The organism is Oligella sp. HMSC09E12, from assembly GCF_001808505.1.
GTDB lineage: Bacteria > Pseudomonadota > Gammaproteobacteria > Burkholderiales > Burkholderiaceae_B > Oligella > Oligella urethralis.
The window spans coordinates 39,146-62,817 of sequence record NZ_KV793559.1 but is presented as its reverse complement, the minus strand read 5'-3'; the positions used below and the strand labels follow the sequence as shown (position 1 = coordinate 62,817).

Here is a 23,672-nt window from a genome sequence, read left to right as displayed (position 1 = left end):
AACGGAAGTCAATCGGAGTTCACCGGACGCTTACTATTCTATTTTGTTTTCTAATCCAGAAAGCTTAACGGGCGGCATCTAGCCGCCCGTTTTTATTTCAATCTCAATCCTACTTCTCACGATAGCTGTCGTGACAGGACTTACAGGACTGACCTACGCCCGCAAAGGCTTGCTTGAACTTAGCTAAATCACCGCTTTCTGCGGCTTTTTCAAGCTCAGCAACGGCATCAATCGAGGCTTGAGCCTTTTTATTAAAATCGTCTTTGTTAGACCAAATTTTATCCGAGGCTTTACCACCCTCACGACCATCCGCAAAACCAACCCACGGCAGATTGATAAGCGTTGATAATACTTGAGCATTAGCCTTGACTGCATCAGCATCGTACTCAATATCACCACGCGCTACGCCACCTAAACGAGCACCGAAAACATCACCGATTAGCTTAAAAGCCGCTTGACGATAGGCAACCGCATCATCGGTTGACTCAAAATGGTCCTTAGCCGGCGTAACCGCTAAAGCCGCAGTGCTTGCAAAAGCACAGCTTGTCACGATGGCAGCACTTAATAATTTTTTCATCATCTATTCCCCTAAAATCAATGTAGCAATAGGTGCGCAACATCAAAAAAACAAAATTATCAACTTGGTACCGAGCGAAAAATCCCATCGGTACCTCATTGACTTGTCAATTATAAGTAAGCTTTAACTAAAGAACAAGTAACGACTGTTTTAGAATATTGCAAATTATTTCAATCAACCCTTAAAGGCTTTTGCTAGTTTAGCGGCATGCCCGATGTAGCTGCGCGGTGTTAAAGCTAATAAATATTGCTTTGGCGCCTCAGGCAAATCTAAACCATGGATAAACTCGCTTAAGGCAGCTTCAGTAATGCCTTGACCGCGTGTTAGGGCCTTCAACTGCTCATAAGGTTGTGGTAAGCCATAACGACGCATCACGGTCTGCACCGGCTCCGCTAGGATCTCCCAACACTGGTCTAAATCCTCGTCAATTACCTGGGCATTAAGCTGCAACTTGCCCATACCCTTCAGGCAAGAGTCCCAAGCCACCATACAATAACCTAAACCAACGCCTAAATTTCTTAACACCGTAGAGTCGGTTAGGTCACGCTGCCAACGTGAAATCGGTAATTTTTCAGAGAGATGACGAAATACGGCATTAGCAAGACCTAAATTACCCTCTGAGTTTTCAAAATCAATCGGGTTGACTTTATGTGGCATGGTAGAAGAACCCACCTCGCCCTCTTTTAGGCGCTGCTTAAAGAAACCTAAGGAAATATAAGACCAAATATCACGGTTAAAGTCGATCAGGATGGTATTAGCACGAGCAATGGCATCAAAAAGCTGCGCCATCCAATCATGTGGCTCAATCTGAATGGTGTATTCATTTTGTGTCAGACCTAAGCCAGTTAAGACCTTTTTACTTAAGGCTGGCCAATCCACCTCAGGATAAGCGCTTAAGTGAGCATTATAGTTACCCGTTGCACCGTTTAATTTGGCAAGGGGTTCCACCTGCTCAATCTGCGCAATTGCACGCTGTAAACGTGCTGCAAAGTTAGCAAACTCCTTACCCATGGTGGTGGGGCTAGCAGGTTGACCATGGGTTCGGGACAGCATCGGCTGATCGGCTAAGTCATGGGAAAAAGCCACCATCTGTGCCAACACTTCCTTTAGCTTAGGCAGTAGCACCTGATCCCGTACTCGCACTAACATCAGGGCGTGGGACGTATTATTAATATCTTCGGAGGTGCAGGCAAAGTGAATAAACTCTGCGGCTGCCGCTAAGCGCTGATGATCAGCCACTTTTTCCTTAAGAAAATATTCTACGGCCTTCACATCGTGGTTGGTGGTTTTTTCAATTTCCTTAATACGAACAGCGCAGTCCTCAGAGAAATCACTGACTAAGCCGTCCAATACTGCAACTGCTTCGGCATCAAAGGCGGGTAACTCAGGTAAACCGGCCTCGGCTAAGGCTTTGAGCCAAGCCACTTCAACCTCGACCCGATGAGCCATAAAACCAGCCTCAGAGAGAAAAGGACGTAAAGCGTCAGCGCGCGTAGCGTAACGACCGTCAATCGGTGATAAAGCGTTTAGTGTTGTTAATTGATCCGCAATTTTCATAGTCTTAAAAATAATAGTTAATAAATAATACCGCCGCCTAAGCAAATATCCCCGTCGTACAATACCACCGACTGCCCCGGGGTGACTGCCCACTGAGCCTCAGGAAAGCGTAAACTCATACCCGTCGCTGTCACTTCTAGGGAGCAAGGCGCATCCGCTTGTCGATAGCGGGTCTTAGCGGCGTAATTACCCGCCGCCGGCGCCTGTCCTGCGATCCAGCTAACATCCTCCGCCACCACTTCTTTGCTTAAAAGCCATGGATGATCGTGACCATTTACGACATAGAGCGTATTGGAGGGCAAGTCTTTTTTTGCCACGAACCAAGCTGGCGCAGTGCCATCCTCGCTCTGATAGTTTTTCAGGCCACCAATACCCAAGCCTTTGCGTTGACCTAAGGTATAAAACGATAAGCCCATATGCTCACCGATCACCTCACCACTATCGGTGACCATCGGTCCGGGTTTTGTTGGTAAGTAGCGATTAAGAAACTCTCTAAATGGACGCTCGCCGATAAAACAAATACCGGTGGAGTCCTTTTTGCTCGCATTCGGTAACTGTAGCTCAGCAGCAATTCTACGCACCTCGCTTTTATGAATTTCACCTAGCGGAAAGAGCGTCTTACTTAATTGCGCCTGGTTTAAACGATGCAAGAAATAGCTTTGATCCTTGCTCGGATCAACGCCCTTTAATAATTGAAACTCGGTGCCATGCTCGCCCTCTACCTGACGCACCCGTGCATAGTGACCGGTGGCAATATGATCAGCGCCTAAAGTCATGGCATGATCTAAGAATGCCTTAAACTTAATTTCGGCATTGCACAGCACATCTGGATTCGGCGTACGACCTGCTGAGTACTCTCGTAAAAACTCAGAGAACACTCGATCCTTATACTCCGTCGCAAAATTAACTGCCTCGATCTCAATGCCTAATATATCGGCGACACTCACGGCGTCCAATAGATCCTGGCGGCTGGAGCAATACTCATCGGTATCGTCGTCTTCCCAGTTTTTCATAAAAAGACCGATCACCTCATAGCCCTGCTGCTTAAGCAACCAAGCACTGACGGAGGAGTCTACACCGCCCGACATACCGATAACAACGCGTTTGCCGTTGGAAAGTGTTGGGGAATTACTCATGGATAATATCTAAAAATAATAGGAAATGGCTAAGTGATGCGAATTTCACTTAGCCATTTTTGCATAAACTGCAAGCCTTATGTAGATTTTAAGCGCGCATTAAGCTGCTTTTTGACGACGAACTTTGACTGCTTCGGCCAAACGAGCGAGCACCCGCTCAGTCGTCTCCCAATCAATACAACCATCGGTAATACTCTGACCATAAACGAGCGGCTTACCCTCAACCTGATCCTGACGTCCTGCAACCAGGTGACTTTCAATCATCACGCCACAAATGCGCTGATCGCCCGCTTCTAACTGCTGCGCCACGTCATCCATCACAATAGGCTGATTTTCAGGCTTTTTAGAGCTATTCGCATGGCTCGCATCAATCATGATTTTAGGCTTTAGACCGGCCTTTTCAATCACCTCTGAGGCTGCCTGAATATGCGCTGCGCTGTAATTCGGGCCGTCATTACCACCACGTAAAATAATATGGCAGTCATCATTGCCACGCGTTCTGACAATGGCTGAGTGACCGCCTTTGGTCACGGATAAGAAGCTATGTGGGCGCGAAGCGGCCTGCACCGCATCAACGGCGATTTTGACATTACCGTCGGTACCGTTTTTAAAGCCAACTGGACAGGATAGCCCAGAAGACAGCTCACGGTGCACCTGACTCTCGGTGGTACGCGCACCGATGGCACCCCATGACACCAAGTCAGCCATATACTGCGGGCTGATCATATCTAAAAACTCACAACCGGCTGGTAAACCCTTGGCGTTAATATCAAGCAATAACTGGCGCCCAATGCGTAATCCCTTGTTAATATTAAAACTGGCGTCCAAATCAGGGTCATTAATCAAGCCCTTCCAACCAACCGTGGTACGTGGTTTTTCAAAATAAACACGCATCACCACTTCTAGTTCACCGGCGTACTTATCACGCGCAACCTTAAGCAAATCGGCATATTCCAAGGCTGCCTTAGGATCGTGAATAGAGCATGGACCAACCACCACCACTAAACGATCATCCTGATCGTGAAGAATATTATGAATCGCTTGGCGTGACTCATGCACCACACCAGCAATATCCGGTGTACATGGAAACTCCCTCATCAGATGTGAGGGAGGCGTTAATTCACGGATCTCATCAATGCGTAAATCATCTGTATTGTATGACACCTATATCACTCCAAATCTATGAATTTAAATCTATATGCTTATTTAAGCTTAGATATATTGTATTGCACCATATCAACCATAATCAAACCCTTGTTACATAAGGCTCTCAGCCTTGCTATTTAAGTCTCTCCACTCTTTTTTCTTTTAGTTAGTTCGCTGTAGTTCGCAAAAGTTCGCCTGAATCCGTGTACAATTAGTCCCCTAGGGGACTTAGTTTGTCCCTCAAATTTAAGTGATTTGGAGGGGTTATGGCTATCAATTTGTTGACGGATAGAAAGGTTGCTAACGCAAAATCAAAAGAGCGAGAGTACCTACTACACGACGGTAATGGACTTTACCTTCGTGTAAGACCTACAGGTTCTAAATCATGGACTGTCAAGGTTGGTAACACGAAAAAATCAATCGGTCGATACCCTGCTATGAGTTTAGCACAAGCTAGATCGGTTTTTGAAAAAATGGTATCTGTTGGTTCGGATAAAACGATGACCGTTGACGGTTTGTTTCATCGTTGGTATGAAGATTACGCCTTACCTAATCGCTCCGATCTTGCAACAATACGTTCTAACTATAAATCCACTTTAATGAATGAAGTAGGACACATACCTCTTGAGCAATTAACAAGAAAGGACTTGATGGCGGCGTTCGACAAGAAAATACTAAGCGGAACGCCTCAAGCGGCGGCTGCATCATTCACTCTATTCGGTCAAATATTAAAGTGGGGTTATACACGAGAATTCATTACCCATCTACCTCTTTATGGATTAACACTTAAGGATTTAGGCGTAAAACGGAGTGAAGGTGAGCGGTTTCTGTCGCCTAATGAAGTACCTGTAGTCATTCAATCGATGATTATGGCTGTAAATGCACGCAAACATTGGACAACTCACGCTGTAGCTTGCTTATTTGCCTTGGCTACGGGGGCAAGAACGATTGAAGTGGTTAAAGCAAGAAAAGAGGATATTGATCTGGAGTCAGGGACTTGGAAAATTCATGGCTCAATATCAAAGAACGGATTAGAGCATATCGTTCACTTGAATGCTCTCTCAAGACACTTGCTAAAAGGTATTCAACATGTAACTTCGGCTGGTGGATACCTGTTTTATAATAGAAACAAAAAAGATCCTAATAGCTTACACTTGGATAGTCCGGGGTTGTTGCGTTTTATCAAGCGTTTGTTCTCTGAGCATTTACTGCCTGAAGGGTTTGAACGCTTTACAGCTCACGACTTACGAAGAACGGTGGGTACGTTGATGGGCGAGCTTGGGATTGAAGGTGAAGTTATTGATTTGTGCTTGAACCACAGAGAGAAAAATAAAGTAAAGCGTACATACCAAAAGCAATTAAGGCTTGACGATAGACGCCAAGCCTTTGAACGTTACGGGGATTACATTGTTAGTCTCCTTGGTAACTTAGACTCTCTACCCACACTTGAATCTCTGAGATATCCCACAACGAACGTCGACCAACACGTTTAGGTTGGGGAAATTCTCCTTTCTTTATCAAGTCGTAAATAGTCGTCTTGCCAAGCTTGACAATCTTTTGTAAATCCTTGATATCAGCTAATAAAGGTTGAGTTGTCAATGCTTCTCCTTTAATTACTCTTATTCAAGCGTTAAAGATCATTGTTGAGTAACTCTCGTTCAACAATGCGTCTAAATTGCAAGAAGTTTTTAAAGTTGGTCGGAAGGTAGTTTCTAGTATCAGAAAAAACAGCAGATCGGCAAGGGTGTTCCAGTGCGCTTGCGTGGATAGGGTTACTTCCTGCAAGTTTTTCAAATAACTCCAAGTCTTTTTCTACGTTTGCGCTTGTGCCATCAAAATTGTTATAGGAGACTCTTGCGCAACGTGCGGAACTTAACTTACAAAGTATTTCAGGATCCTCTATAAATCTCTCTCGCTCCTCCTGAGTTACATAAGGCAAATGCCACTCTCCATGCAACAACAATTTTGGCTTAGAAGCGTTCAAAGCCTCTTTAATAGCTTTAGCTAATAACTGAATCTCATATTGCGCATCTTCGTGATCTCTTAAGTGGAAAAAATTACCCCACTCCGTGGACGTGACAAGCACTTTGATGTGTTGATAGGGTTCAGTTAAGCGATTAGCCCATTGTTTGTGTACGCCAAGCTTTGCCATTTCTCTTGATTGCTTGACTGCAAACGCCATTGCCTCCTTCCACACAGCGGTTGCTTTGGCTTGTGTTTTATCATCAAGGGGTTCGTCTGGTTGCATACCTGACTTATTTTTACCCCAAACCTCGGGGATAACAGGATTCTCCTCCACTTTAGAAATCATGCGCTCCACAGGAATAGCTCTTGAGCTTGACGCATTTCTTGAAAATACTCGGTGGGTTAAAAATTGTTCATGTAAAAAACGAGGATAAGTAAGCTCTAATGTGGTTACCCTTGTACCTTCGTAAGCGTGCTTTGAATCTTCAATTACTTTTGCCTTGATTAGCATATTTATTCCTTGGTTTAAATGGTTTAATCGTTATTAATATAGGATTTTCACTTTTTGTTGAAAATTTAAACGACTTAATATTTCCAGTAATTATCAAGTCGTTGATGACAACGGGTGAAACATTCACTTGATGAGTGTTAGTGCGATCCCCACGCTCAACAGTGACGGAGAATGTCGTAGGCGAACTAGATTCAGATAAAATAACAAATGAATTATAATCTGTCAATTTAACTTCGTAAAAAAGTTCGCTGTTGTTTGTTAAGTTTCCTTTCAGGTAAGTGGTCATACGTTTTGTTATTGTTATTGAAGAAATAAAACTAAATTATAACCTGCACTTCCTTTGGATTCAAAGGATTATACCCATAAACCCTTACCTTAGCCTCCTTGCAAAGTTGCTTTGAAATTTCCCATTCATGACGCCAAACGTCACCCATTTTGACGTTAGGGGCAAGTATCCTACGTATACCTGCTTGAATCAAAATCTTGGCGCAAGTTGAACACGGAAACAAAGATGTCAAAAGCAAGGTACAACCATTGATGGAAACACCCGTTCGTGCAGCTTGAGCCACCACGTTCATTTCCGCATGAGAGATTCGCTTGTACTTTGTTTCTCTATCCGCATAGTATGCCTCGTTATCATCAACCCCTCTTGGAAACCCGTTATAGCCTACAGATCGAACATTAAAGTCATCATCAAGGGCGATTGCACCTACCTTTGTACTTGGGTCTTTTGATTGTTCAGCTAAACCTTCGGCGGTAGGTATAAATTTAAGAAATTTTCTAACTTTGTTTAATTCTCTGGTATCAGTTGCCATTTACATCCCCCTTCTTACTTCTACTTGCCAATTTTTCTGGGTGGGAGTTGAAGAAATTTTTGTTTCTCTCTTCATATCTATCTAAGCTTTCCTTTCTCCACTTTCTACGATAGAAAGTAAGGATAGGTACACTAATTGGCAATAAAACAATAAGACCGAGACAAAGGATTAAAGCACAAAAGATTTGTACTATTTTAAAAAAGGATTCCACAAGGTCGTCAGCCATTTCGTGTGCGTTCTCTGGTAAAAATGTAAACAAGTCCTTGGTTACAAGTAAGCTTTCTTTAAAAAAGGTTCGATTGGATAGCTCAACATACTTTGAATATTGATTTGGTTCAGTAATTTTATTTTTATCTTCCATCTTGGTATTCCCTAATTAATTAACCTTTGTCGATTAAACTCACGTTTAATCTTGGTTGTCATTAAAAAATCCACCCCTTTTTCTGGGGGTAAATTATTAAGCATCATCTTGATGGCTTTGGTTACTTTTGTTGCTCGGTTAAGCGTATCTAAAGTCAACCCTCCTTCAACTCCTAGACCTTGCCTTAATTCCGTTAGAGCGGAAATATCAAGTAGGTCGCCTGATGTATGTTTGACCAAGTCTTCGATCACATGAATGTAAGCTTTTGCAGGGATTACATCACCATCGGCACTCACAATAACGACTTCGTCATCTTGCGTATCAAACTCACTAAAGTGCGTCAAGTTAAACAAAAGCTTTTCAAGCGGTTCTAAAATCACTGAACCTGCGACCAACATGTTTCCTCTAACGTGTTTTGGTTTATATGTTTTATTCCTTCTTTTAGGTTTTCTTGCCATGCATAAGCTCCTTGTCTTTCGTTACTGCAACCATCAACTCAAACGACTCCTCTGACGTTAACTTCCAGTAATGTTGTATGCGTTTTAGGTTGCAAGTGGCTGGAATTTGGACTCCCTCTTCGTATTTCTCTAGGGTTACCCACGAGAGGTTGGCAATGTTTGCCGCTTCTCTAACACTCCAACCCCTTGCAACCCTCAATTTAATTAGCGTCTCTGCGGTAACCATCAAATTTCAATTAAATTACTAGCTAAGGTTTCGCTTAAATCCTCGTGCGTAATCAGCAATATTTGAGGAAAATCCAATGATGAAATAAACCCCATCATGGACGCTGTACGATCAATGTCCATGGCGGCGGCTGGTTCATCTAAAATCAAGAAAGGACAATTAGGTATAAACAACTTGATTAAGCTACAGCGAATGGCTAAACCAAGTAAATCCAACGTTGAACCTGAGAGTCCATCAACAGATTCCCCATTAACCAAAAACCCTTCCTTAGATTTAGTTACCGTTGACTTTACACCTCGAACCTTACTAAACATCGTCGACACACTTGACAACACCAAATTCCAAAGTTGATTGGCAACCATCGGGCGTGCTTCACGAACCTTTTTAAGTAAGGCATTGTTAAAGGCAAGGTCGTTAACTTCTTTTTCAAAACTATCAACTTGACGCTGTAACTCAAGGGTTCGAGCTTTGAACGCCTCTTGTTCACTCTTGATAACTGAAATAATCTCCTTATTTGTCGTAATTGTGTGCTCCAACGTCGCTTTCTCCATGTCCACCGCAAGGTAGTCGTACTCTACATCTTCAAAGGCTTTCTTCAACGCTTCGCCTGTATCTACAAATGAGCTATCAGCTAAGGTTTTGGTTGCTTTAGCTAAAGCTTGCTCCAAAGGTAATGCTGTTTCTGTTAAAACCTCTAGCCGAGTTTTAGCTTCTTCTACCAATTTCACTTGACGCTCAATCTCTTTTACTTGCTCTTTGATTTCGTCTACATTTTCGTTGGCATTTGGTACTTCCCCTTTCCATTTAACTTCGTAGGGGACGACACTATAATTAACGTCAACGTAACTGCTATCCGTACGTAAATAAAGCTCCACAGGTTGATTGGATTTCTTAATATCTTGAAGGTTTTTAAGCTCCAAACGAGCTTCCTCAAGCGATTTCTCAAGTGTTGATAGGTTGTTTGATTCATCTTCTACTTCTGATTCAAACTTTTTGTTATTAGCAAGTACTTCCTCCACATTCTTAATAGGTTGTCCACAATGACTGCAAGTTGTGTCCTTGATGATTCTCCGTTTTAATTCGTTAATTTGACTTACTTTTTTAGTAATTAGGTTGTCAATATCTTTAACTTTCAATTGGCTCTTTTCAATCGCCGCCTCTAAAGCGTCCATTGAGCCTTGGAAGGTCGTTGGTCGTTTGTCAAAAGACTCTGAAAAGTTAGTGAATTTAACGTAGGCTAAGTATCGAACTTTAGCTTCATCGGCTTTTTGAATACGTTCTTTCAAGTAATCAAGGTTGGACGTGTCAACGTCAACAATGCAAGAGCGAGCTTGATCAATGGCAAGTAATCGATTATTGTATGCTTCGGTTGCTGATTCCACCGCTTCTTTGGCATTCGTATATTGCACTTTTCTTTCTTCATATAACTCTAAGTCAAGTTGTGCTTTATCGTATTTCAGCTTTAATTCGCCAAGGTTGGCACTCACACCCGTTAGCTTTCCTTCCGCTTCACTTACTTGACTCATAGCACTCTTGAGTTGGTCGTCCTTGTTTTCTTGTGAGGAAAGCAACGCTTCTAGGTTAGCCTTGGACTCCTCTAAACGAGATTTAGCAATAACGTTTGAACCTAATACAAGTTTTTGACTCATTGCTTCTAACAAATCTTCAAAGAACGAGAAATCAGAAAGTTCTTCGACCATTTCAGCGGTTGCTTTAGGTCCTGCTTCAAGCGTTCCTCGCATATTCCCTTGATTTGCAAACATCAACTTACGTGCAGTTACAGCGTCCGCTCCAATCAACTTAGAGGCGTAATCTGAGACTTCGGTTTGCCCCGTAATAAAAGGAACGTTGTCATCGCCTTTGTAAATTTCCGCCCCACCTTTACTACGAACAAACTTAAACAGTACATCTTGAATCAGTAAACAAACCTCAACCTTCAACGTAGTTGTAGGCTTTCCCCAAGTAACCACATCATCAAATCGTCCACGTAAACTTTTTGAACCATATAAAACATAAAGCAAAGCTTCACCTACCGTGCTTTTACCTTTTTCGTTGGAGCCTCGGATAACATTTAACGATGGAGTAAATGCAATTTCTGTGTTTTCATGCTTACGGAAATTTGTCATTGAGATTTTAGTTATCATCTCCCATTACCTCCTTTAATACCGCCTGTTCTTCCTCTGTAAATAACTTCAAAAACTCACCTTTAACATCAAACGCCTTGATACTCTCTAAAGAAATATCAAGCGTATCTTCTTCATTCTGAGTTAAACCCTCAACTTTCACTGCATTGGTAACAATAAATGCGTTGGATTTGTTTCTGAACTTAGCAATTCGTGAAAACACATCTTCCACTTCAGCCTGAGAAACTTGCCCCTCCACACGTATAAACTTTTCTTGACCAACCTTGTCAAGCTCTTGCCAATCCACGCTAATAAAGTTTCCCTTGTTATCCCATGTCTCAATACGAGAAATCGTGTTGTCTGGGTGAATTACATGAGCATATTTCTTACCGTCCTTTTGAGCATACCCACTTGATAAACAATCAGAAATTGAGCTTGGCGTTTGATTTCCAAGTACGAGCAAGTCGGCGGTTACGTCAAAGTTTGGGTTTGTGATAAACGTTCCATTTCGTAACATCAAGCTTCGAGATAAATGCTCATGAGAACCTAGGACTTGATAGCCATGGTCGATAAGTGCGGCCAATTGTTCTTCGTTTATGGTCAAACTGTGGTCGGAATGAGCACTAAAAGGGTTCAAGTAATTAACATGAAGCAACAACTTAGACCCCTTGGTAATAGGTTCTTCAAGTGCTTTTTCAAGTTCCGCATTGAATAAAAACTGGTTAAAGCAATGAGGGATTACATACACGCCATCACGAACCTTGGTAAATTTAGATTCAAACGTGATAACGTTATCAGGGTAAATGAACTTCAAGACGTTAGCTAACAAGTCAAAACTTGATAACTTGTCCCCTTTTGCCGACTTATCGTGATTACCAAAACAAAGGTACAACAGATTGCCTGATTCTTTAATCCACTTAATAAATAAATTCAACGTGGCTTCAACCGTGAAGTTTTCTTCAGTAAACTTATCAAATAAATCACCGTTAATAAAAACATCTTTGTCTGTATTCTCGTTTAATATTCGTTCCAATTCATCAAGTAAGAACATATAGAGTTCAGCAGCGGAACTAGGCGTTACCCCTGCCGTTCGTGATGTTCCCACATGACAATCGGAAATAACTAACATAGATTTCATCTCTTATCTCCGTTTTCGGTTTAAGTTATGGACTTAAAAATCCTCAATGAAGGTATTCCTCTTCAGGTAATTCACTTAGGTCGTTACACCCTATCATCACCTCTAACGCCTTGATATCAAGGTAGTGTTGTTTGTTCATTTGTCTGATTTGTAGGGAGTTGTATGAGCACTCGTCTTTTAAAATAATTAACTCAAGTTCAACACTAAAAAGCTCCTCTTTTAACTTTCTTAAAGAGAGTAAACTCCAAATGAGCATTAAAAGTAAAAAGACAATTGCTACAAGTTGAGAAACAACAATTAAATCATTCATTTGTTCACCTTTAAAGCAAGGGTTGCCCCTTGCTGTTTGTTATCTTATTTGTCCTTAACAATCTCAATGTCAGAAACCTTGCTAAACGTAGGCATCTCCCTGAGATCCCAAGAACCCCGTTCGATTAAAGGTAGCTTAGCTGCGTCTAAGCATCTCCACACATTGGCGGTGGAATGGTAAACGAGGATTAAGCACGTGCCACCTGCTAAAACTCGCTTCTTCAATCTTGCAAGTTGGGGGAGTTTGTCTTTGGCAAGTCGATAATCATGTTGGGTTTCTTTTACCTCAATCACGCCATGTCGCCCCGGATAAAACCAAGCAAAATCCCCTACCATAGATTTAAACCTTCCCATCGCCGATCGAGCATCAGGCAACCTTTCATAGTCAAATTCAGCTACCCTTTCGCTTAAACTTTGAAGATAGTTATGAACCATCTTCTCAGCTCGCTTACCTCTGTCTTGTCTTCTAACGGTCATTAGTAACCTCTCTTTTCAATAATGGTTTCCTTGTGCTTGTTAAATACAGCTTCATCAACATACTCTCCGACTTCATATTGATCGGCAAAATTAGGTCCAAACGAAACTTCCGCTACAACTGGGACTATCTTCCAAAACGGTTGAACCATGCTTTCGTGCATCACCTTGGTAAATTCAAGTGCGTCTTCCTGACTCACTGAACACACTAATTCATCGTGAATGGGTGCGATAAATTGAGCATCAAACTTAAACAACGCCCCTGAATCCCACAGGTTTGCCATCGCAAGTTTGGTTTGGAGTGCGCATGAACTTTGAATGTGGAAGTTTGACGCTTGACGTCTTGCTCTTTCTCGTTCCCAAGAATTGTCGGATAGCACCGCTTCTTGCAAGTGTCTTCTGCCACCATATTCCAACTCAACATAACCGTTAACCGAAGCAATAAATTCGACTTCATCCTTCCATTCTTCATATCTAGGGAAAGTTTTGTGCTTGGCATCTAAAAACGTCTTTGCATCTGAGATTGAACACAAAAGACTCTTAGACAATCCTTGCTCAGTGCCTCCGTAGGCGGATAGGAAGTTAACGACTTTCGCTTGGTTTCTAAGCTTTGAAGCCTCTCCTCGTTCCTCTTTGTCCTCGGACTTACGTAACGCCATAAACAAAAAGTAAGGATCGTTGATACCATGCTTAGCCTCCAATTGGTCGACTCGTTCATCGCCCCATAACTTTCGCATGAGCGAGGCGGCGGTCATGGAGTGAATATCTCGCTTGTTGTCGCCAATATAACAAGCTAAGAAGTTCCCATCTCTTGACAACTCCGCTTGAGCCCTTAACTCCTGTGCGTTATAGTCAATGGATACAATAAACCCGTTCTTTCTGTGAGGTACAAAAACCTCACGGAAAGAACCTTGCTTAGGCAACTGCTGTAAGTTAGGGTTTGAGCTTGTGGTTCTTCGTGTTACCGTACTAGACAACCTAACGTTGGCGTGTAACTTGCCCGTCTTCCAGTGAGAAATATTTTTGTACTTGGTATAGAACATGTTAAAACGTGTACCAATCTCCTTTAACTCCACAAAAGCATTTAAAAACTCTCTTGTTTCATCGTCCAAATCCTCTAATAAAGCAAAGGAAATCGCCGTGTCATCTGTACTTGCCTTGGCTTTTAACAGCTCTCGCTCTCGGCTGGTTAACGCTGTTGCTTTACTAGAACCCATTTCTATTTCGTTAAAACGAGATACCGCCGATGCAAGCTCTGGTTGATTTGCTCTCTGCAAGGGGGTTAACGGGTTAATAACTCTGATTGGCAGGTCTAGCTCGTTATAAAGTAGATTGCTTACTTGTTTTGGAGAACGAATATCAAAGTTAGGTCGACCATCAAACCGTGATTTAATGATTTCATTGATACTGCTAATATCACCTCTCAAACAAAAAGTGGCAAACTCTTGACACAATAAATCAAAGTCTTCTTTAGAACCACTGAAATCCTCTGGAACATCAAGCCCTGCTTCCACTAAAGCGATAATCTTGGAAGGTGTTCTAACCATTGTTTTTAAGGGAACACCTACCATGTGCAAGAATATTTCTTTTAACTTTTTAGCTTCATCAAGATCTTCCGCTTTAAATAAAGGGCAAACAGTACCTTCCCAACCCAACTTGATTAAGTAATCGTCAATGATTTTCTGCAACTCTTTTGAACGTTCTTCGTCTTGCTTTTGAAGTTGAGCCATTCTAGGTAAATCAAGGTTTGCCCCTTGAACAAATGCCAAAGCAGTTACATAAGCAGGTTTCACCTCGAACTTCAAGTAAGTGTCCCAACTGTGTTCAGTTTCACAGATTATCTTAAAGAAGTCGTAAAGCGAGGAAGTCATGATGGTGTCATCAGCACCGTAACTTAAAACGTCAACGGCGGTTAACTCATTCATTCGTCTACCCTGCGTTACCGTAGCATAATCCACTTGATCATAGTCAAAGTAACGCTTGGACAATCCCTTTAAACCTGTTGATTTGTTTTCATCAACGTAATTAGCAAGTACGGAAGTATCATGGACACTTGGCAAGAACCCATGCCAACCGTTGTCAGATAATTTATCTCCCCACGTGTTATAAAGTACAGGTTGCTCAAATCCTGAGTTATGAACAACAATCGGCATACCTTCAGGAATCCTCTTAATAAACTCAAGAACTTGATCGGAGCTTAAATTACTAATTCCATCTTGCTCTTTGTGGTCTACGGTAAAGTAATAGGTATGACGTTGATTAAAACCAAACGTCATTGATAACCCAGTTAATTTCGATCCCATCACGTCAACGCCAAGCTTGCTCTCATCGTCAGTGTCTTTCACATCTTTTAACCAATCAATCGATTCATCTGGTACAGATGTTTCAATATCTAGAGCTACATGACGACCTTGATAAATATACTTCTCAAAGGCTTTTAATGCGGAGTCTACATTACCTTGATGAATTAGCTTGATAGAACCACCAAAAGGTTGCAAGCGCTCATCAGAGATATCTTTTGCTTGGTGTAAGTAACCGGGAAACCATTTAATTTGATATCTGATATCGTAAACAAGATTTGGATATAGTTTTCCACAAGAATAGGAGGAAATCACTTCCTCTTTATTTTCAACGATATTTTTAATCGCTTTCAGGTCCTCAATGTTACCTTCAAGGGGGCTTAAGTCTCGCTTCTTAATCATTTCTTCAATGGCGTAGACTCCTTCCTCTCCAAACATTGATAGTACGTTAAGGAAAGCTTTGACGCCAAAACCCTTAGCACCGGGAATCTTATCGCTGCTATCGCCAACAAGTGCTTTGTAGACTGGGATTAGTTTTACATCAAAGGGTCCGTAGGGATTCTCTTCTAGAAGTTCTCCGTTACGCCACAATGAAACCTCATCACTAAGTAATACCGACAAATCGCCATCACTTGTCCAAATCACCTTTTCACCTTGTAGATTTTCTACAAGGTAGGCTATCATATCGTCCGCTTCCGTGTTTGGACGGTTGACTGTAGTTCCCCCAAGCTTGAAAATCGCAAACTTTAATTCATCAACTAATTTTCTGTACTCTTTAAAGTACTCTTCAGGGCGGTTGTCAGAACGACCAGCTTTATAAGTAGGAATGAATCGCTTACGAAAGGCTAACGTGTTACCTGTTTCTTCCACAAGAATGGTATCTTTTGGTTGAATACCTAGTTTTAACCAAGCGGATACAAGCGAATTGATGGCATTTTCGTATCCGTGCTTGTAGGAATTAACGTAAACCGTACGCCCTGTGGGCATAGTAACTTCATAACCAAATTCTTCGTCTTTACCTGCAAACAAGCAGGTCCAAGAGATACTTGGTAAATCAACAATCAGTCGCTTCATAATCACATTCCCCCAAATCGTTGCCTCTTCTCTAAAGCCTCTTGACAATAAACACATCTCACCTTGCCTAACTCAAGGCGAGCTAACGGTATCTCGTCTCCACAGTCAATACATTCCGTCTCTTGCCAAGTTCCATCTTCGTTTTTAACTTGTTCTGGTTTGTTTCTTTCTCTAACCTGCGCTATAAAAAGCTCAGTACTAGCCAACTCATTTTCACTGGCTTGGTCTAAAAAATCTGCGTGCTTACTACTCATTTTTGTATTTTCTGTGTAATTTGATTACTTCAACCTCTAAGTCAGCTAGAGTTCTATTGTTGGGAATTGTGTGAGAAATCAAGTGTCTTGAAAGCCCTTGTTCAGAACTGTGGGTGTCTTTATCGTTTACACCTTCTCGAACAATTTCAATGATTTTTCCACCTAAAGCTAAAATAGCTTCCGCCTCTGCATCAAATCGAACATCGGTGACAGAGATATTTTCAAATCCTTGTTCCTTTAATTCGTTATAAGTGCTTACCCAACGCTTGCACCAAAAATCCTCTCCCCAAAATGACTTAGTGCATTCCGTCCCCTCTTTTTGCAAGATTTCCCTAACCGTCAACCCCCACTCAGGTACAAAACGTTTCTTTCCTTCTTGCGTATAAACGTCGTTGTGAGACAAGTTAAATTTAAAAATGCAACTCTCTTTTAAAGGATCGGCAAAAGCTGTTTTTACATACTTAAATTGCCTAAGAAAACTTTCAGCGGTATCCTTACCACTCCCAGCTTTCCCTGAAAAACCCAATAACATAATTATTCTCCTTTCTTTTACTAGGGCAAACAAACGCATTTAACCTCGACATCACACCTAATTTATTGTGTAGATGAACTTTAGGTCCTAGGTTGTTTGTGAAATAGACGATCTGTGTATTCATCTTATCTAAACTTAAGTCGGTAAAATCTACGTTATCCAGTAAAGCTTGACCAAATCTTTCAGCTCTCAATAACTTACTCACCACTTGCCAATCGAACACAGGCTTATCGTCTTCCTCTTGAAATCGCTCCGGCGTGTACTTCAACAAGTCGTCAAGTAATTTTTTAGGTGCTACATTTAGTACAGTATCGGCAACTCGTTGAAGTGTTTTATCTTCGGTCAGAAAACCTCGCTCGCAAGCTTGGTGGATTGCGTAGGCGGTTGGGTTTTCTGAATAATGATTACGACGACGACAAGTTAGAAACTCTTTCCAATTAAAATTCTCAAGCATGGTTAGTTTTATTTCTCCTTGCTCTGTAAGCTTATAAATCTTGTTGCCTTTAAGCTTGTAATAGATTCCTCCAACGTCAAATAAAATATCTTCTTCATTTATTTGGTAGTTAGAGGCAAGACTGTATAAGCAGGCAAGTAGGATTTCTGTATACATCAGAGGATCAGAGTTAGGTAACGACTTTAAAATAGAAACATCACTGCCAAATCGGTTTGACAAAGCCTTATCAGGTCTAGCCGAAGCTCTCAAGTTTTTTTGGTAGGCGATAAAACGTTCAAATCTCACCGCTTTATCGCTGTTAGATCGAAATACATTCGCCCTTCCATGATCTCCTTGCCAAACTAACTTCTTTGCAGTGCTTCTAGGGCGCAAAACCAAGTCTAAGTTCCAATCGTTCCAATTCTCGCCGAGTAAAGCAGGTTTAGGGATTGGTTTAGTATCTTTACTTTTCTCGCCCATTAATTCTTTACCATCGTGAGTAATAAAGTAGCGCATGAAATCCCAAGCCAAACCCTTGATGTACATCTCTTTTACTTTATTCACGAGATGCCTCACTAAACACTGCAGACTTTAAAGCTTCCATCTCTTTTGCTTTGTCACGAACCAAAGCTCCTTCGGTATTAAACTCGCTACCGTAGCGAACCTCTAACTTAGCCTTGTTACCCTCAATGACTTGCTCGATATCAATGTTTAATTGGTAAAGCATCAAGGTAAGGAAAAATAGCAAATCCCCTGCTTCTTCCACCAAATTCACAAGGTCAAGTTCTTTGCCATAGAACAAGTGGGCTTTGATTTGGTCTGTAATTTCCCCTGCCTCACTTGATAAACCCATGGCTGCATGAATAAGATGGTGGTTAGCTTGTCGCATTTTAGGACTTGCCAAACGGTTTACAATTTCAGGGTATTCAGTTAAATGCTTACTCATAATCAATTTCTCCTGTAACTAAAATCTTGAATGGGGCTTCATCATTAAAAGGTAGCTTCATTCTCGTAGCTGAATCCAAAAAATAACCTAAGTCAAAAAGCCAATCTGGAAACCAATTTCTAACAACAACGTTTGGTCCTTCGCTATCTAAATCCCCTAAGTAAACAGGGCAAAACCCAAACATAATTCCTTTATGGGTTAGCCCTTGTTCTTTCATTTCTTCCTTGGTCATTCGCTTAAAAATTGCCATGTTTTTCCTACAAGAAAATGACCTTAAAGGTCTTGAGTTGTTAAGGGGCTTGTAAGCCCCTTTTATTAAGTAGTTTGGTTCTATTTATTCTTTAACGCTCGCTCAAATGCTTCTTGGTACTCTGCGGATAGGTGCGTAAGGTTCTTCAAGCACCAATCCAAGTAGTCAGGGTAATCCTTTGCTACATCAGCAATCTTTCTACCTGAGTGCTTACCAAATTTAATGGTTGTAGGTAAAGGACCTTTCTTTTGAGCCTCAATACACAGCTCATCAAGTGTTTTACCTGTGTCTTGAGATAATCGGCGCATAAAATTAAGCAAAGTTTCTACATCGCCATCTGCGCTATGCGCATCTCTAATATCAAACGGCAAATCTAAAATAACTCGCAAAACCTGTAGCTTATGACTCTCTGCGTCAGGGTAAAACTGTCTTGCTAACTTCAAGCTGTCGACCAACACGTAATCACAAAAGATATAATCCTTTAACCACTTTTCATCAAACTTGGCATTGTGAGCAATGAAGGCAAATTCCGATTCACCCTCACCCCATGGGTTGTTGTCAAGACTTAAAAAATACTCTGCTAAGGTAGGGGCATTTATTACGTCTGACGCTTTTATTCCATGAGTGGCTGTAGCTCCTGCTGAGATTGGGGCTTCTGGGTTGATGATGGAGTGGTAAGTTTTAATCGTATTTAACTCGTCATCAACCTCAAAAGCGCAAAACTCAACTACGCCTGAACCCTCGTCAGGAACATGTAAACCCACGGTTTCAACGTCAAGAATAAAATACCTCACTACTTGCGTCCCCCGTAGAAACGAAACTTAACAGGCAAGAAAGGATCTAATTCCCACCAATGTTCTTCCCTTTTAGGGTTTGACGTTTTTTTTGTCTCGTTAAGTTCTTGCAGATACTTTTCAGCTAACTTGCTGTAAATAGATTTAATATCATCAAGACTGTCATTAGTGACGCTTTCTTCTTCAACTCCTTCCTCGTCTTCATCTAGTTCATCAACATCATTTAAGTCATCTTCTTTCAAAAGAAAACCGAAAGAACTTAAATCAAGGTCTGTGTTGTCAAATAAAAAGTTATAAATAAAGATGTTTTTCTGATAATCATTGTTAAAGCTTAGATTTTCAATCACAGAACAAAGAAGCAGTGTGGAATCTAACTCTTTCTCACTTTTAACCATATCAACCCTCAAAAATAGATGGAGGGCTTTTACACCCCCCGTGTTATTACTTAACTAAATCAAACTTGATTGCAGCAAATTTGTTGCCGTTAAATTCTCGTTTATCAATCTTCAAGTTCAAGAAAGGTTTGATTTCTGCGCCAAGGCGACCCATCTTGACACTTGTTTGAAGCAAGAATTTGTTCCACTCACGAACAGAGCTAGGTGATAATTGAACTTGAACTAGCTCTCGCTCATCCTCTGGGATTTCTCCTTCAAGTTGTGAGCGTGTAGGCATTACCCACAAGTCAATGTACTTCTTGCTTTCAGCTCGATGGAAACCTGCTTCTTTTAAATCAGAAATGTAAGAAGCAACGGTTACATCAGGCTCACCTGAAATCGTTTGACCATCATAAGAGTAACGTAGCAACTGCTTGGCTTCTTCACCCTCCACACCCGGAGTGATAACCACTCGCTCGTTGAATGAAACTAACTCAACGTCAAGTTCATCGCCATACTCCTTACTATCCGCCGAGAATCCACCACGGTCGGCTACGATTTTAGGCATCGTACCTTGTCCAATATCTTCAACTGTTTCAAGGTCTATGGCGTGGTGTTGAGCCTTAAATGCAGATAAGGTTTTACCCCCTACGGTAGATAACGCTTTTGTTTTCGTTGGGACCAAAGCCGCTTGGGCTGTTTCCGTTTCAGGTTGAGATTCAACATGAATCTCATCAACTGCTTCAATTTCTTCATATACAGGGGCTTCATTTACTTTAGTAAGCTTATTCATAACTTATCTCCAAAATTAAAATAAAAAACAACTTCTAAATTAAAACAACACTTAAAAGTTTAATTGTCAAATTGACTTGAAAAGAAAATCAAACGGGAAATTACCGTTGATTTGTCGATAAAAGTTAAAACGATGTATCGTATTATTACCTCCTAAATAGTTTATGTCAAGTGTTTTTCAAAAATTCACATGCCTGAAAAATCAAACGTATCAATCTGAAACTCTTCGTACAACATTTGCAAATCTAACCTCACTATATACTTTGAAGAACCTAAATTAGAAGCAGATCCTCCTCTGATTCTTGCCTCATGCTCTAACATCGCTGTAATAAAAGAACTTTCAGAATCAAACAAAAGCTCACCTCCTTGCGCTCTGCGATACTTAGCATATTTATCCCAACAACTCCTTAACTCAAGATCGACACACTCTTTACCTGTTGCTTCATCAATACAATACATGTAGTCTTCATATTCTTCTAAAGAGATAACTATATCTTTACTGTTTGAAAGGTAAGCTAAGGTTTCAATAACTTTTGTTGCCTCCGACTTATTGATAGGTATCGACGTCTCAATGTTGTCTAATATCTCGTTGATGTAAGACTGAAACTTAGGTGAATACCAACCTCCAAACACTGTCTCTAACACTTTCATGCCAAACTCAAGTCCGGTAAGAATCACGGCGTTATTGTAGATTGGACGCTCAGATGTCAAGCCTTCACATCTCTCTGATAACTCAACAATGTACTTATTAACGGTATCCGCAAAGTCTTCGTGAGGAGTTGATATCGCTGCTTTAACACAAAGGAGTCCCCACATACCTAAGAATCCCTCGTTAAGCCCCTGCTTTACTCTATAAAACCTTGATCTCTCTGCGAAAGTTAATTTTCTATTCTTCGCCCCACCTACATTAGTGTTGACCAAGATGGTTCGATCTATGATGGCGGTTTGATCTTCAATCTGCTCACCAATAAATACAAGCGGTGCGGAGTTCTTGTTTTTGTCGACAAACAAGGTTGAACTTCCACTTCCCGATCTAATGTTCCCTCTTGCTCCCTCGTTACCTGTGTAGTTATTTCGTGCTACTTGAAGGAACTCGTTGGTTCGTTTAGGACCTAACTCCCTTGCCTTGTACTCATCAAAAATCACAGGAACACTTGCCGAACCCTCTAAGTAACAGCGTAGCGCAAAGCTAGTTGTTGATCCTGCACTCAAAATAGGGATCGTATTGGTGTATGTATGCAACTGGGAAACAATGCTTGCAACTTCCGTTTTACCTGAACCTGCCTGACCATAAATCTGCATTGAAGGAAATTTCCTGAAGTGGTATCTAAAAATTTGATTTAGAAAACACGCTAAGAAATAACCCAACACTCTCGCCATAATTTCTTTTGGAAACAAATCAAAGAAATCATCATAGAATTTGCGGATTCGCTCGGTATCCTCAAGTTCTTTGGCTTTTAGAAGATTAACTCTAAATTCTCCTTCAGGATTCCACATACCTTGGAATTTAAAGTTATAATCTTTGTTCTTAGGTATAACGCCGTTTTTTCCTGCACTTACATACATGGTAAGCAGGGAGTACCCTGATTCGCTGTTTTTATCGGGTACTTCAACCACATCTAAGCCCTCTCTTGGCAAGGAAATAACTACATTTCCTCCTAAAATAGACTTTCTTCTAAATATATCTAACATCGCTCTAGCCTCTGAATCTGTGCAATCTACCCCTGCGGAGTACTTAGCACCTAACGTTTGATGTAGCATGTTTGATGTATTAAAGGCATTATCCTGAATCGTTCCAATGCCTTTAAATTCGCCATCAACGTAGGCTTCAAATTCAAAACCTTGAGATTCAAATTGCCTAGTACCCTCGTTAATACTCTCAACTTTCGTTATATTCTCAATCCCCACGCAAGAAATACGTGTAACTTTCCACCGCTCTTCCTTGTTGTCAAACTTCTCTCTGAAGATTCCTGACTTGTTAAAAAACACACCTTTGGTTGTTTCTTCATCAAGTCCTAAATCTTCATCTTTGCCCTCCAAGCTTGCGCCCTCTGGGACTTCAACCTCCGGTTCCAAGTCTGTGGCTAACGTTTTGTCATCTAACAAAGAAATCAAACCTCCAGCACTAAACTCATAACAAGGATTGTCTAGCATGTAGTGGTACATGCGACTTAACTCTTTGTAGCGTTTGCTCTCCGTGTTATATCTGTGTCCGTCGGATTGATGATTGGCAACAAGGTTTTTGCAAGCCTCAAGTAGTTCTTGTTCAGTTTTGCCAAAAGCAACAGTGGTAATCGCTAATTGTGTGGCTATCATCTGGAAGCCAACGTCTTTTAGCAAGTTTTCGCCGTTAGCAATAGACAAGAACGTTGGAGGAAACTCATTGTTGAATCTTGCAATAAGTTCCTCGTCTAATTTACTGCGATTACGGTTACGGTTACGGTTTACCTTTTCAGAACATGTAGTAAATAACGTTCCAAGCGAAGAATTGAATTCAGGGGTTGTTGGTTCAATCATGCCTCTGGGTGTTGACGTTATGTCATCATAAAGCTCAGGCGTCATTATCCTTGCTTCTGAAGCTGTGATTGGAACTTTAAACTTGCCGTTCGTTCGCTTTACATTTGACACCCTAAACATGCGTCCACGTCTTGAGGAATACACTCGCATGTCCATTGTATCCACCGCTAAATCCCACGCCATTTCCTTATAAATAGCAGGTAGGTTTTTAAAGCCTCGACCTGTTACTTTTGGAATGAAAACTTCCATTGGAATAGTTACGTGAAAACCTCGACCCCCTGTAGCATACAGGCTACATTGCTCTAAGCTAACCCCTCGTTCCTCAAGGGATTTTAGGAATTTTTTAAAGGGAGGAATCACATAAGCGATATCTTCAGAATCAAAGTCAAAATACAATGGTCCTCGATAACTAACTTGACTTAATTCCTCTCGTGTCATTCCCTCGCTAACCTCTTGATTCAATTCAAGGGCGGTGATAAAAGGCGGTTGTAGTTTTAGCACTTCCGCCTTGTATTTAACCTCTGAAACTTTCCACTCAGATTCAGGGGTTGACTGATAATAAAAAATCCAAGCCACGTTCAACCCCTAACTTCAAGGAAATTGATCGTGG

Annotated in this window: 24 protein-coding genes; 1 reads left to right on the top strand and 23 read right to left on the bottom strand. The window is 41.2% G+C overall.

The window, feature by feature from the left end; translation table 11 throughout:
* Window positions 1–109: 109 nt before the first annotated feature.
* From HMPREF3179_RS03820 to aroG, 4 genes are all read right to left on the bottom strand, one after another.
* Window positions 110–580 carry a c-type cytochrome gene (locus HMPREF3179_RS03820; protein WP_246824358.1) on the bottom strand — a complete coding sequence of 157 codons (471 nt, stop codon included), beginning with the start codon at window positions 578–580 and terminating at the stop codon, window positions 110–112.
* 171 nt (window positions 581–751) lie between these two features.
* Window positions 752–2,134: an adenylosuccinate lyase gene (purB, locus tag HMPREF3179_RS03815; RefSeq protein WP_018025690.1), complete on the bottom strand. Its 1,383-nt coding sequence runs from the start codon at window positions 2,132–2,134 to the stop codon at window positions 752–754.
* A gap of 17 nt (window positions 2,135–2,151) precedes the next feature.
* Window positions 2,152–3,270: a tRNA 2-thiouridine(34) synthase MnmA gene (mnmA, locus tag HMPREF3179_RS03810; protein ID WP_070469784.1), complete on the bottom strand. Its 1,119-nt coding sequence runs from the start codon at window positions 3,268–3,270 to the stop codon at window positions 2,152–2,154.
* Window positions 3,271–3,369: 99 nt separating this feature from the next.
* Complete coding sequence (gene aroG, locus HMPREF3179_RS03805; protein WP_036558450.1) at window positions 3,370–4,434, bottom strand: 3-deoxy-7-phosphoheptulonate synthase AroG; 1,065 nt, start codon at window positions 4,432–4,434, stop codon at window positions 3,370–3,372.
* Window positions 4,435–4,682: 248 nt separating this feature from the next.
* Here aroG and HMPREF3179_RS03800 point away from each other — a divergent pair, with 248 nt between their 5' ends.
* Entirely contained in the window at window positions 4,683–5,909 is a 1,227-nt protein-coding gene (locus HMPREF3179_RS03800; RefSeq protein WP_070469783.1) for a tyrosine-type recombinase/integrase, read from the top strand.
* Here HMPREF3179_RS03800 and HMPREF3179_RS12650 read toward each other — a convergent pair.
* From HMPREF3179_RS12650 to HMPREF3179_RS03705, 19 genes are all read right to left on the bottom strand, one after another.
* The gene (locus tag HMPREF3179_RS12650; RefSeq protein WP_161797545.1) at window positions 5,827–6,015 is read right to left on the bottom strand and encodes a helix-turn-helix transcriptional regulator; all 189 of its coding nucleotides are present in this window, start codon (window positions 6,013–6,015) and stop codon (window positions 5,827–5,829) included. The two genes, HMPREF3179_RS03800 and HMPREF3179_RS12650, sit on opposite strands and share 83 nt — an antisense overlap.
* A 31-nt stretch (window positions 6,016–6,046) precedes the next feature.
* Window positions 6,047–6,892 carry an FAD-dependent thymidylate synthase gene (locus HMPREF3179_RS03795; protein WP_070469782.1) on the bottom strand — a complete coding sequence of 282 codons (846 nt, stop codon included), beginning with the start codon at window positions 6,890–6,892 and terminating at the stop codon, window positions 6,047–6,049.
* Between the two features lie 317 nt (window positions 6,893–7,209).
* Window positions 7,210–7,707: a deaminase gene (locus HMPREF3179_RS03790; protein WP_070469781.1), complete on the bottom strand. Its 498-nt coding sequence runs from the start codon at window positions 7,705–7,707 to the stop codon at window positions 7,210–7,212.
* A complete protein-coding gene (locus tag HMPREF3179_RS03785) occupies window positions 7,697–8,068 on the bottom strand; it encodes a hypothetical protein (protein ID WP_070469780.1) in 372 nt (123 codons plus the stop codon). The genes HMPREF3179_RS03790 and HMPREF3179_RS03785 overlap by 11 nt, the downstream gene beginning before the upstream one ends.
* 11 nt (window positions 8,069–8,079) lie before the next feature.
* Window positions 8,080–8,526 carry a hypothetical protein gene (locus tag HMPREF3179_RS03780; RefSeq protein WP_070469779.1) on the bottom strand — a complete coding sequence of 149 codons (447 nt, stop codon included), beginning with the start codon at window positions 8,524–8,526 and terminating at the stop codon, window positions 8,080–8,082.
* Between the two features lie 225 nt (window positions 8,527–8,751).
* Window positions 8,752–10,896, bottom strand: coding sequence for an AAA family ATPase (locus tag HMPREF3179_RS03770; RefSeq protein ID WP_070469777.1), 2,145 nt, complete (start codon window positions 10,894–10,896; stop codon window positions 8,752–8,754).
* Window positions 10,886–12,004 (bottom strand): metallophosphoesterase, encoded by a 1,119-nt coding sequence (locus HMPREF3179_RS03765; RefSeq protein ID WP_168160350.1) that lies wholly within the window; start codon window positions 12,002–12,004, stop codon window positions 10,886–10,888. Before HMPREF3179_RS03765 ends, HMPREF3179_RS03770 begins: the two co-directional genes overlap by 11 nt.
* Before the next feature lie 52 nt (window positions 12,005–12,056).
* On the bottom strand, window positions 12,057–12,323 hold the full coding sequence (locus tag HMPREF3179_RS03760) for a hypothetical protein (protein WP_048769069.1): 267 nt from the start codon (window positions 12,321–12,323) through the stop codon (window positions 12,057–12,059).
* A 44-nt stretch (window positions 12,324–12,367) separates the two neighbouring features.
* Window positions 12,368–12,658, bottom strand: coding sequence for a hypothetical protein (locus HMPREF3179_RS03755; RefSeq protein ID WP_141743436.1), 291 nt, complete (start codon window positions 12,656–12,658; stop codon window positions 12,368–12,370).
* Window positions 12,659–12,798: 140 nt separating this feature from the next.
* Window positions 12,799–16,170: a DNA polymerase gene (locus HMPREF3179_RS03750; RefSeq protein WP_070469775.1), complete on the bottom strand. Its 3,372-nt coding sequence runs from the start codon at window positions 16,168–16,170 to the stop codon at window positions 12,799–12,801.
* A 2-nt stretch (window positions 16,171–16,172) separates the two neighbouring features.
* A complete protein-coding gene (locus tag HMPREF3179_RS12645) occupies window positions 16,173–16,424 on the bottom strand; it encodes a TraR/DksA C4-type zinc finger protein (RefSeq protein ID WP_048769076.1) in 252 nt (83 codons plus the stop codon).
* Window positions 16,417–16,956 (bottom strand): deoxynucleotide monophosphate kinase family protein, encoded by a 540-nt coding sequence (locus HMPREF3179_RS03740; RefSeq protein WP_070469774.1) that lies wholly within the window; start codon window positions 16,954–16,956, stop codon window positions 16,417–16,419. The genes HMPREF3179_RS12645 and HMPREF3179_RS03740 overlap by 8 nt, the downstream gene beginning before the upstream one ends.
* Window positions 16,919–17,953 carry a hypothetical protein gene (locus HMPREF3179_RS03735; protein WP_070469773.1) on the bottom strand — a complete coding sequence of 345 codons (1,035 nt, stop codon included), beginning with the start codon at window positions 17,951–17,953 and terminating at the stop codon, window positions 16,919–16,921. The genes HMPREF3179_RS03740 and HMPREF3179_RS03735 overlap by 38 nt, the downstream gene beginning before the upstream one ends.
* Window positions 17,946–18,335, bottom strand: coding sequence for a nucleoside triphosphate pyrophosphohydrolase family protein (locus HMPREF3179_RS03730; protein WP_048769081.1), 390 nt, complete (start codon window positions 18,333–18,335; stop codon window positions 17,946–17,948). Before HMPREF3179_RS03730 ends, HMPREF3179_RS03735 begins: the two co-directional genes overlap by 8 nt.
* The gene (locus tag HMPREF3179_RS03725) at window positions 18,328–18,585 is read right to left on the bottom strand and encodes a hypothetical protein (protein ID WP_070469772.1); all 258 of its coding nucleotides are present in this window, start codon (window positions 18,583–18,585) and stop codon (window positions 18,328–18,330) included. The genes HMPREF3179_RS03730 and HMPREF3179_RS03725 overlap by 8 nt, the downstream gene beginning before the upstream one ends.
* 80 nt (window positions 18,586–18,665) lie before the next feature.
* Window positions 18,666–19,379, bottom strand: coding sequence for a 3'-5' exonuclease (locus HMPREF3179_RS03720; RefSeq protein ID WP_070469771.1), 714 nt, complete (start codon window positions 19,377–19,379; stop codon window positions 18,666–18,668).
* The gene (locus tag HMPREF3179_RS03715; RefSeq protein WP_070469770.1) at window positions 19,379–19,774 is read right to left on the bottom strand and encodes a hypothetical protein; all 396 of its coding nucleotides are present in this window, start codon (window positions 19,772–19,774) and stop codon (window positions 19,379–19,381) included. Before HMPREF3179_RS03715 ends, HMPREF3179_RS03720 begins: the two co-directional genes overlap by 1 nt.
* 46 nt (window positions 19,775–19,820) lie before the next feature.
* Entirely contained in the window at window positions 19,821–20,546 is a 726-nt protein-coding gene (locus tag HMPREF3179_RS03710) for a hypothetical protein (RefSeq protein ID WP_070469769.1), read from the bottom strand.
* Between the two features lie 185 nt (window positions 20,547–20,731).
* The gene (locus tag HMPREF3179_RS03705; protein ID WP_070469768.1) at window positions 20,732–23,638 is read right to left on the bottom strand and encodes a hypothetical protein; all 2,907 of its coding nucleotides are present in this window, start codon (window positions 23,636–23,638) and stop codon (window positions 20,732–20,734) included.
* Between the last annotated feature and the right edge of the window lie 34 nt (window positions 23,639–23,672).

What these genes read in the sequence shown, in the direction of transcription:
- HMPREF3179_RS03710 (WP_070469769.1), bottom strand. Translation starts at nt 20,546, where the DNA reads ATGAATAAGCTTACTAAAGTAAATGAAGCCCCTGTATATGAAGAAATT.
- HMPREF3179_RS03800 (WP_070469783.1), top strand. Translation starts at nt 4,683, where the DNA reads ATGGCTATCAATTTGTTGACGGATAGAAAGGTTGCTAACGCAAAATCA.
- HMPREF3179_RS03785 (WP_070469780.1), bottom strand. Translation starts at nt 8,068, where the DNA reads ATGGAAGATAAAAATAAAATTACTGAACCAAATCAATATTCAAAGTAT.
- HMPREF3179_RS03820 (WP_246824358.1), bottom strand. Translation starts at nt 580, where the DNA reads ATGATGAAAAAATTATTAAGTGCTGCCATCGTGACAAGCTGTGCTTTT.
- HMPREF3179_RS03715 (WP_070469770.1), bottom strand. Translation starts at nt 19,774, where the DNA reads ATGGTTAAAAGTGAGAAAGAGTTAGATTCCACACTGCTTCTTTGTTCT.
- HMPREF3179_RS03730 (WP_048769081.1), bottom strand. Translation starts at nt 18,335, where the DNA reads ATGAGTAAGCATTTAACTGAATACCCTGAAATTGTAAACCGTTTGGCA.
- HMPREF3179_RS03760 (WP_048769069.1), bottom strand. Translation starts at nt 12,323, where the DNA reads ATGAATGATTTAATTGTTGTTTCTCAACTTGTAGCAATTGTCTTTTTA.
- HMPREF3179_RS03755 (WP_141743436.1), bottom strand. Translation starts at nt 12,658, where the DNA reads ATGGTAGGGGATTTTGCTTGGTTTTATCCGGGGCGACATGGCGTGATT.
- HMPREF3179_RS03770 (WP_070469777.1), bottom strand. Translation starts at nt 10,896, where the DNA reads ATGATAACTAAAATCTCAATGACAAATTTCCGTAAGCATGAAAACACA.
- HMPREF3179_RS12645 (WP_048769076.1), bottom strand. Translation starts at nt 16,424, where the DNA reads ATGAGTAGTAAGCACGCAGATTTTTTAGACCAAGCCAGTGAAAATGAG.
- HMPREF3179_RS03765 (WP_168160350.1), bottom strand. Translation starts at nt 12,004, where the DNA reads ATGTTAGTTATTTCCGATTGTCATGTGGGAACATCACGAACGGCAGGG.
- HMPREF3179_RS03795 (WP_070469782.1), bottom strand. Translation starts at nt 6,892, where the DNA reads ATGCTAATCAAGGCAAAAGTAATTGAAGATTCAAAGCACGCTTACGAA.
- HMPREF3179_RS03750 (WP_070469775.1), bottom strand. Translation starts at nt 16,170, where the DNA reads ATGAAGCGACTGATTGTTGATTTACCAAGTATCTCTTGGACCTGCTTG.
- HMPREF3179_RS03740 (WP_070469774.1), bottom strand. Translation starts at nt 16,956, where the DNA reads ATGTTATTGGGTTTTTCAGGGAAAGCTGGGAGTGGTAAGGATACCGCT.
- HMPREF3179_RS03790 (WP_070469781.1), bottom strand. Translation starts at nt 7,707, where the DNA reads ATGGCAACTGATACCAGAGAATTAAACAAAGTTAGAAAATTTCTTAAA.
- mnmA (WP_070469784.1), bottom strand. Translation starts at nt 3,270, where the DNA reads ATGAGTAATTCCCCAACACTTTCCAACGGCAAACGCGTTGTTATCGGT.
- HMPREF3179_RS03725 (WP_070469772.1), bottom strand. Translation starts at nt 18,585, where the DNA reads ATGGCAATTTTTAAGCGAATGACCAAGGAAGAAATGAAAGAACAAGGG.
- purB (WP_018025690.1), bottom strand. Translation starts at nt 2,134, where the DNA reads ATGAAAATTGCGGATCAATTAACAACACTAAACGCTTTATCACCGATT.
- HMPREF3179_RS03780 (WP_070469779.1), bottom strand. Translation starts at nt 8,526, where the DNA reads ATGGCAAGAAAACCTAAAAGAAGGAATAAAACATATAAACCAAAACAC.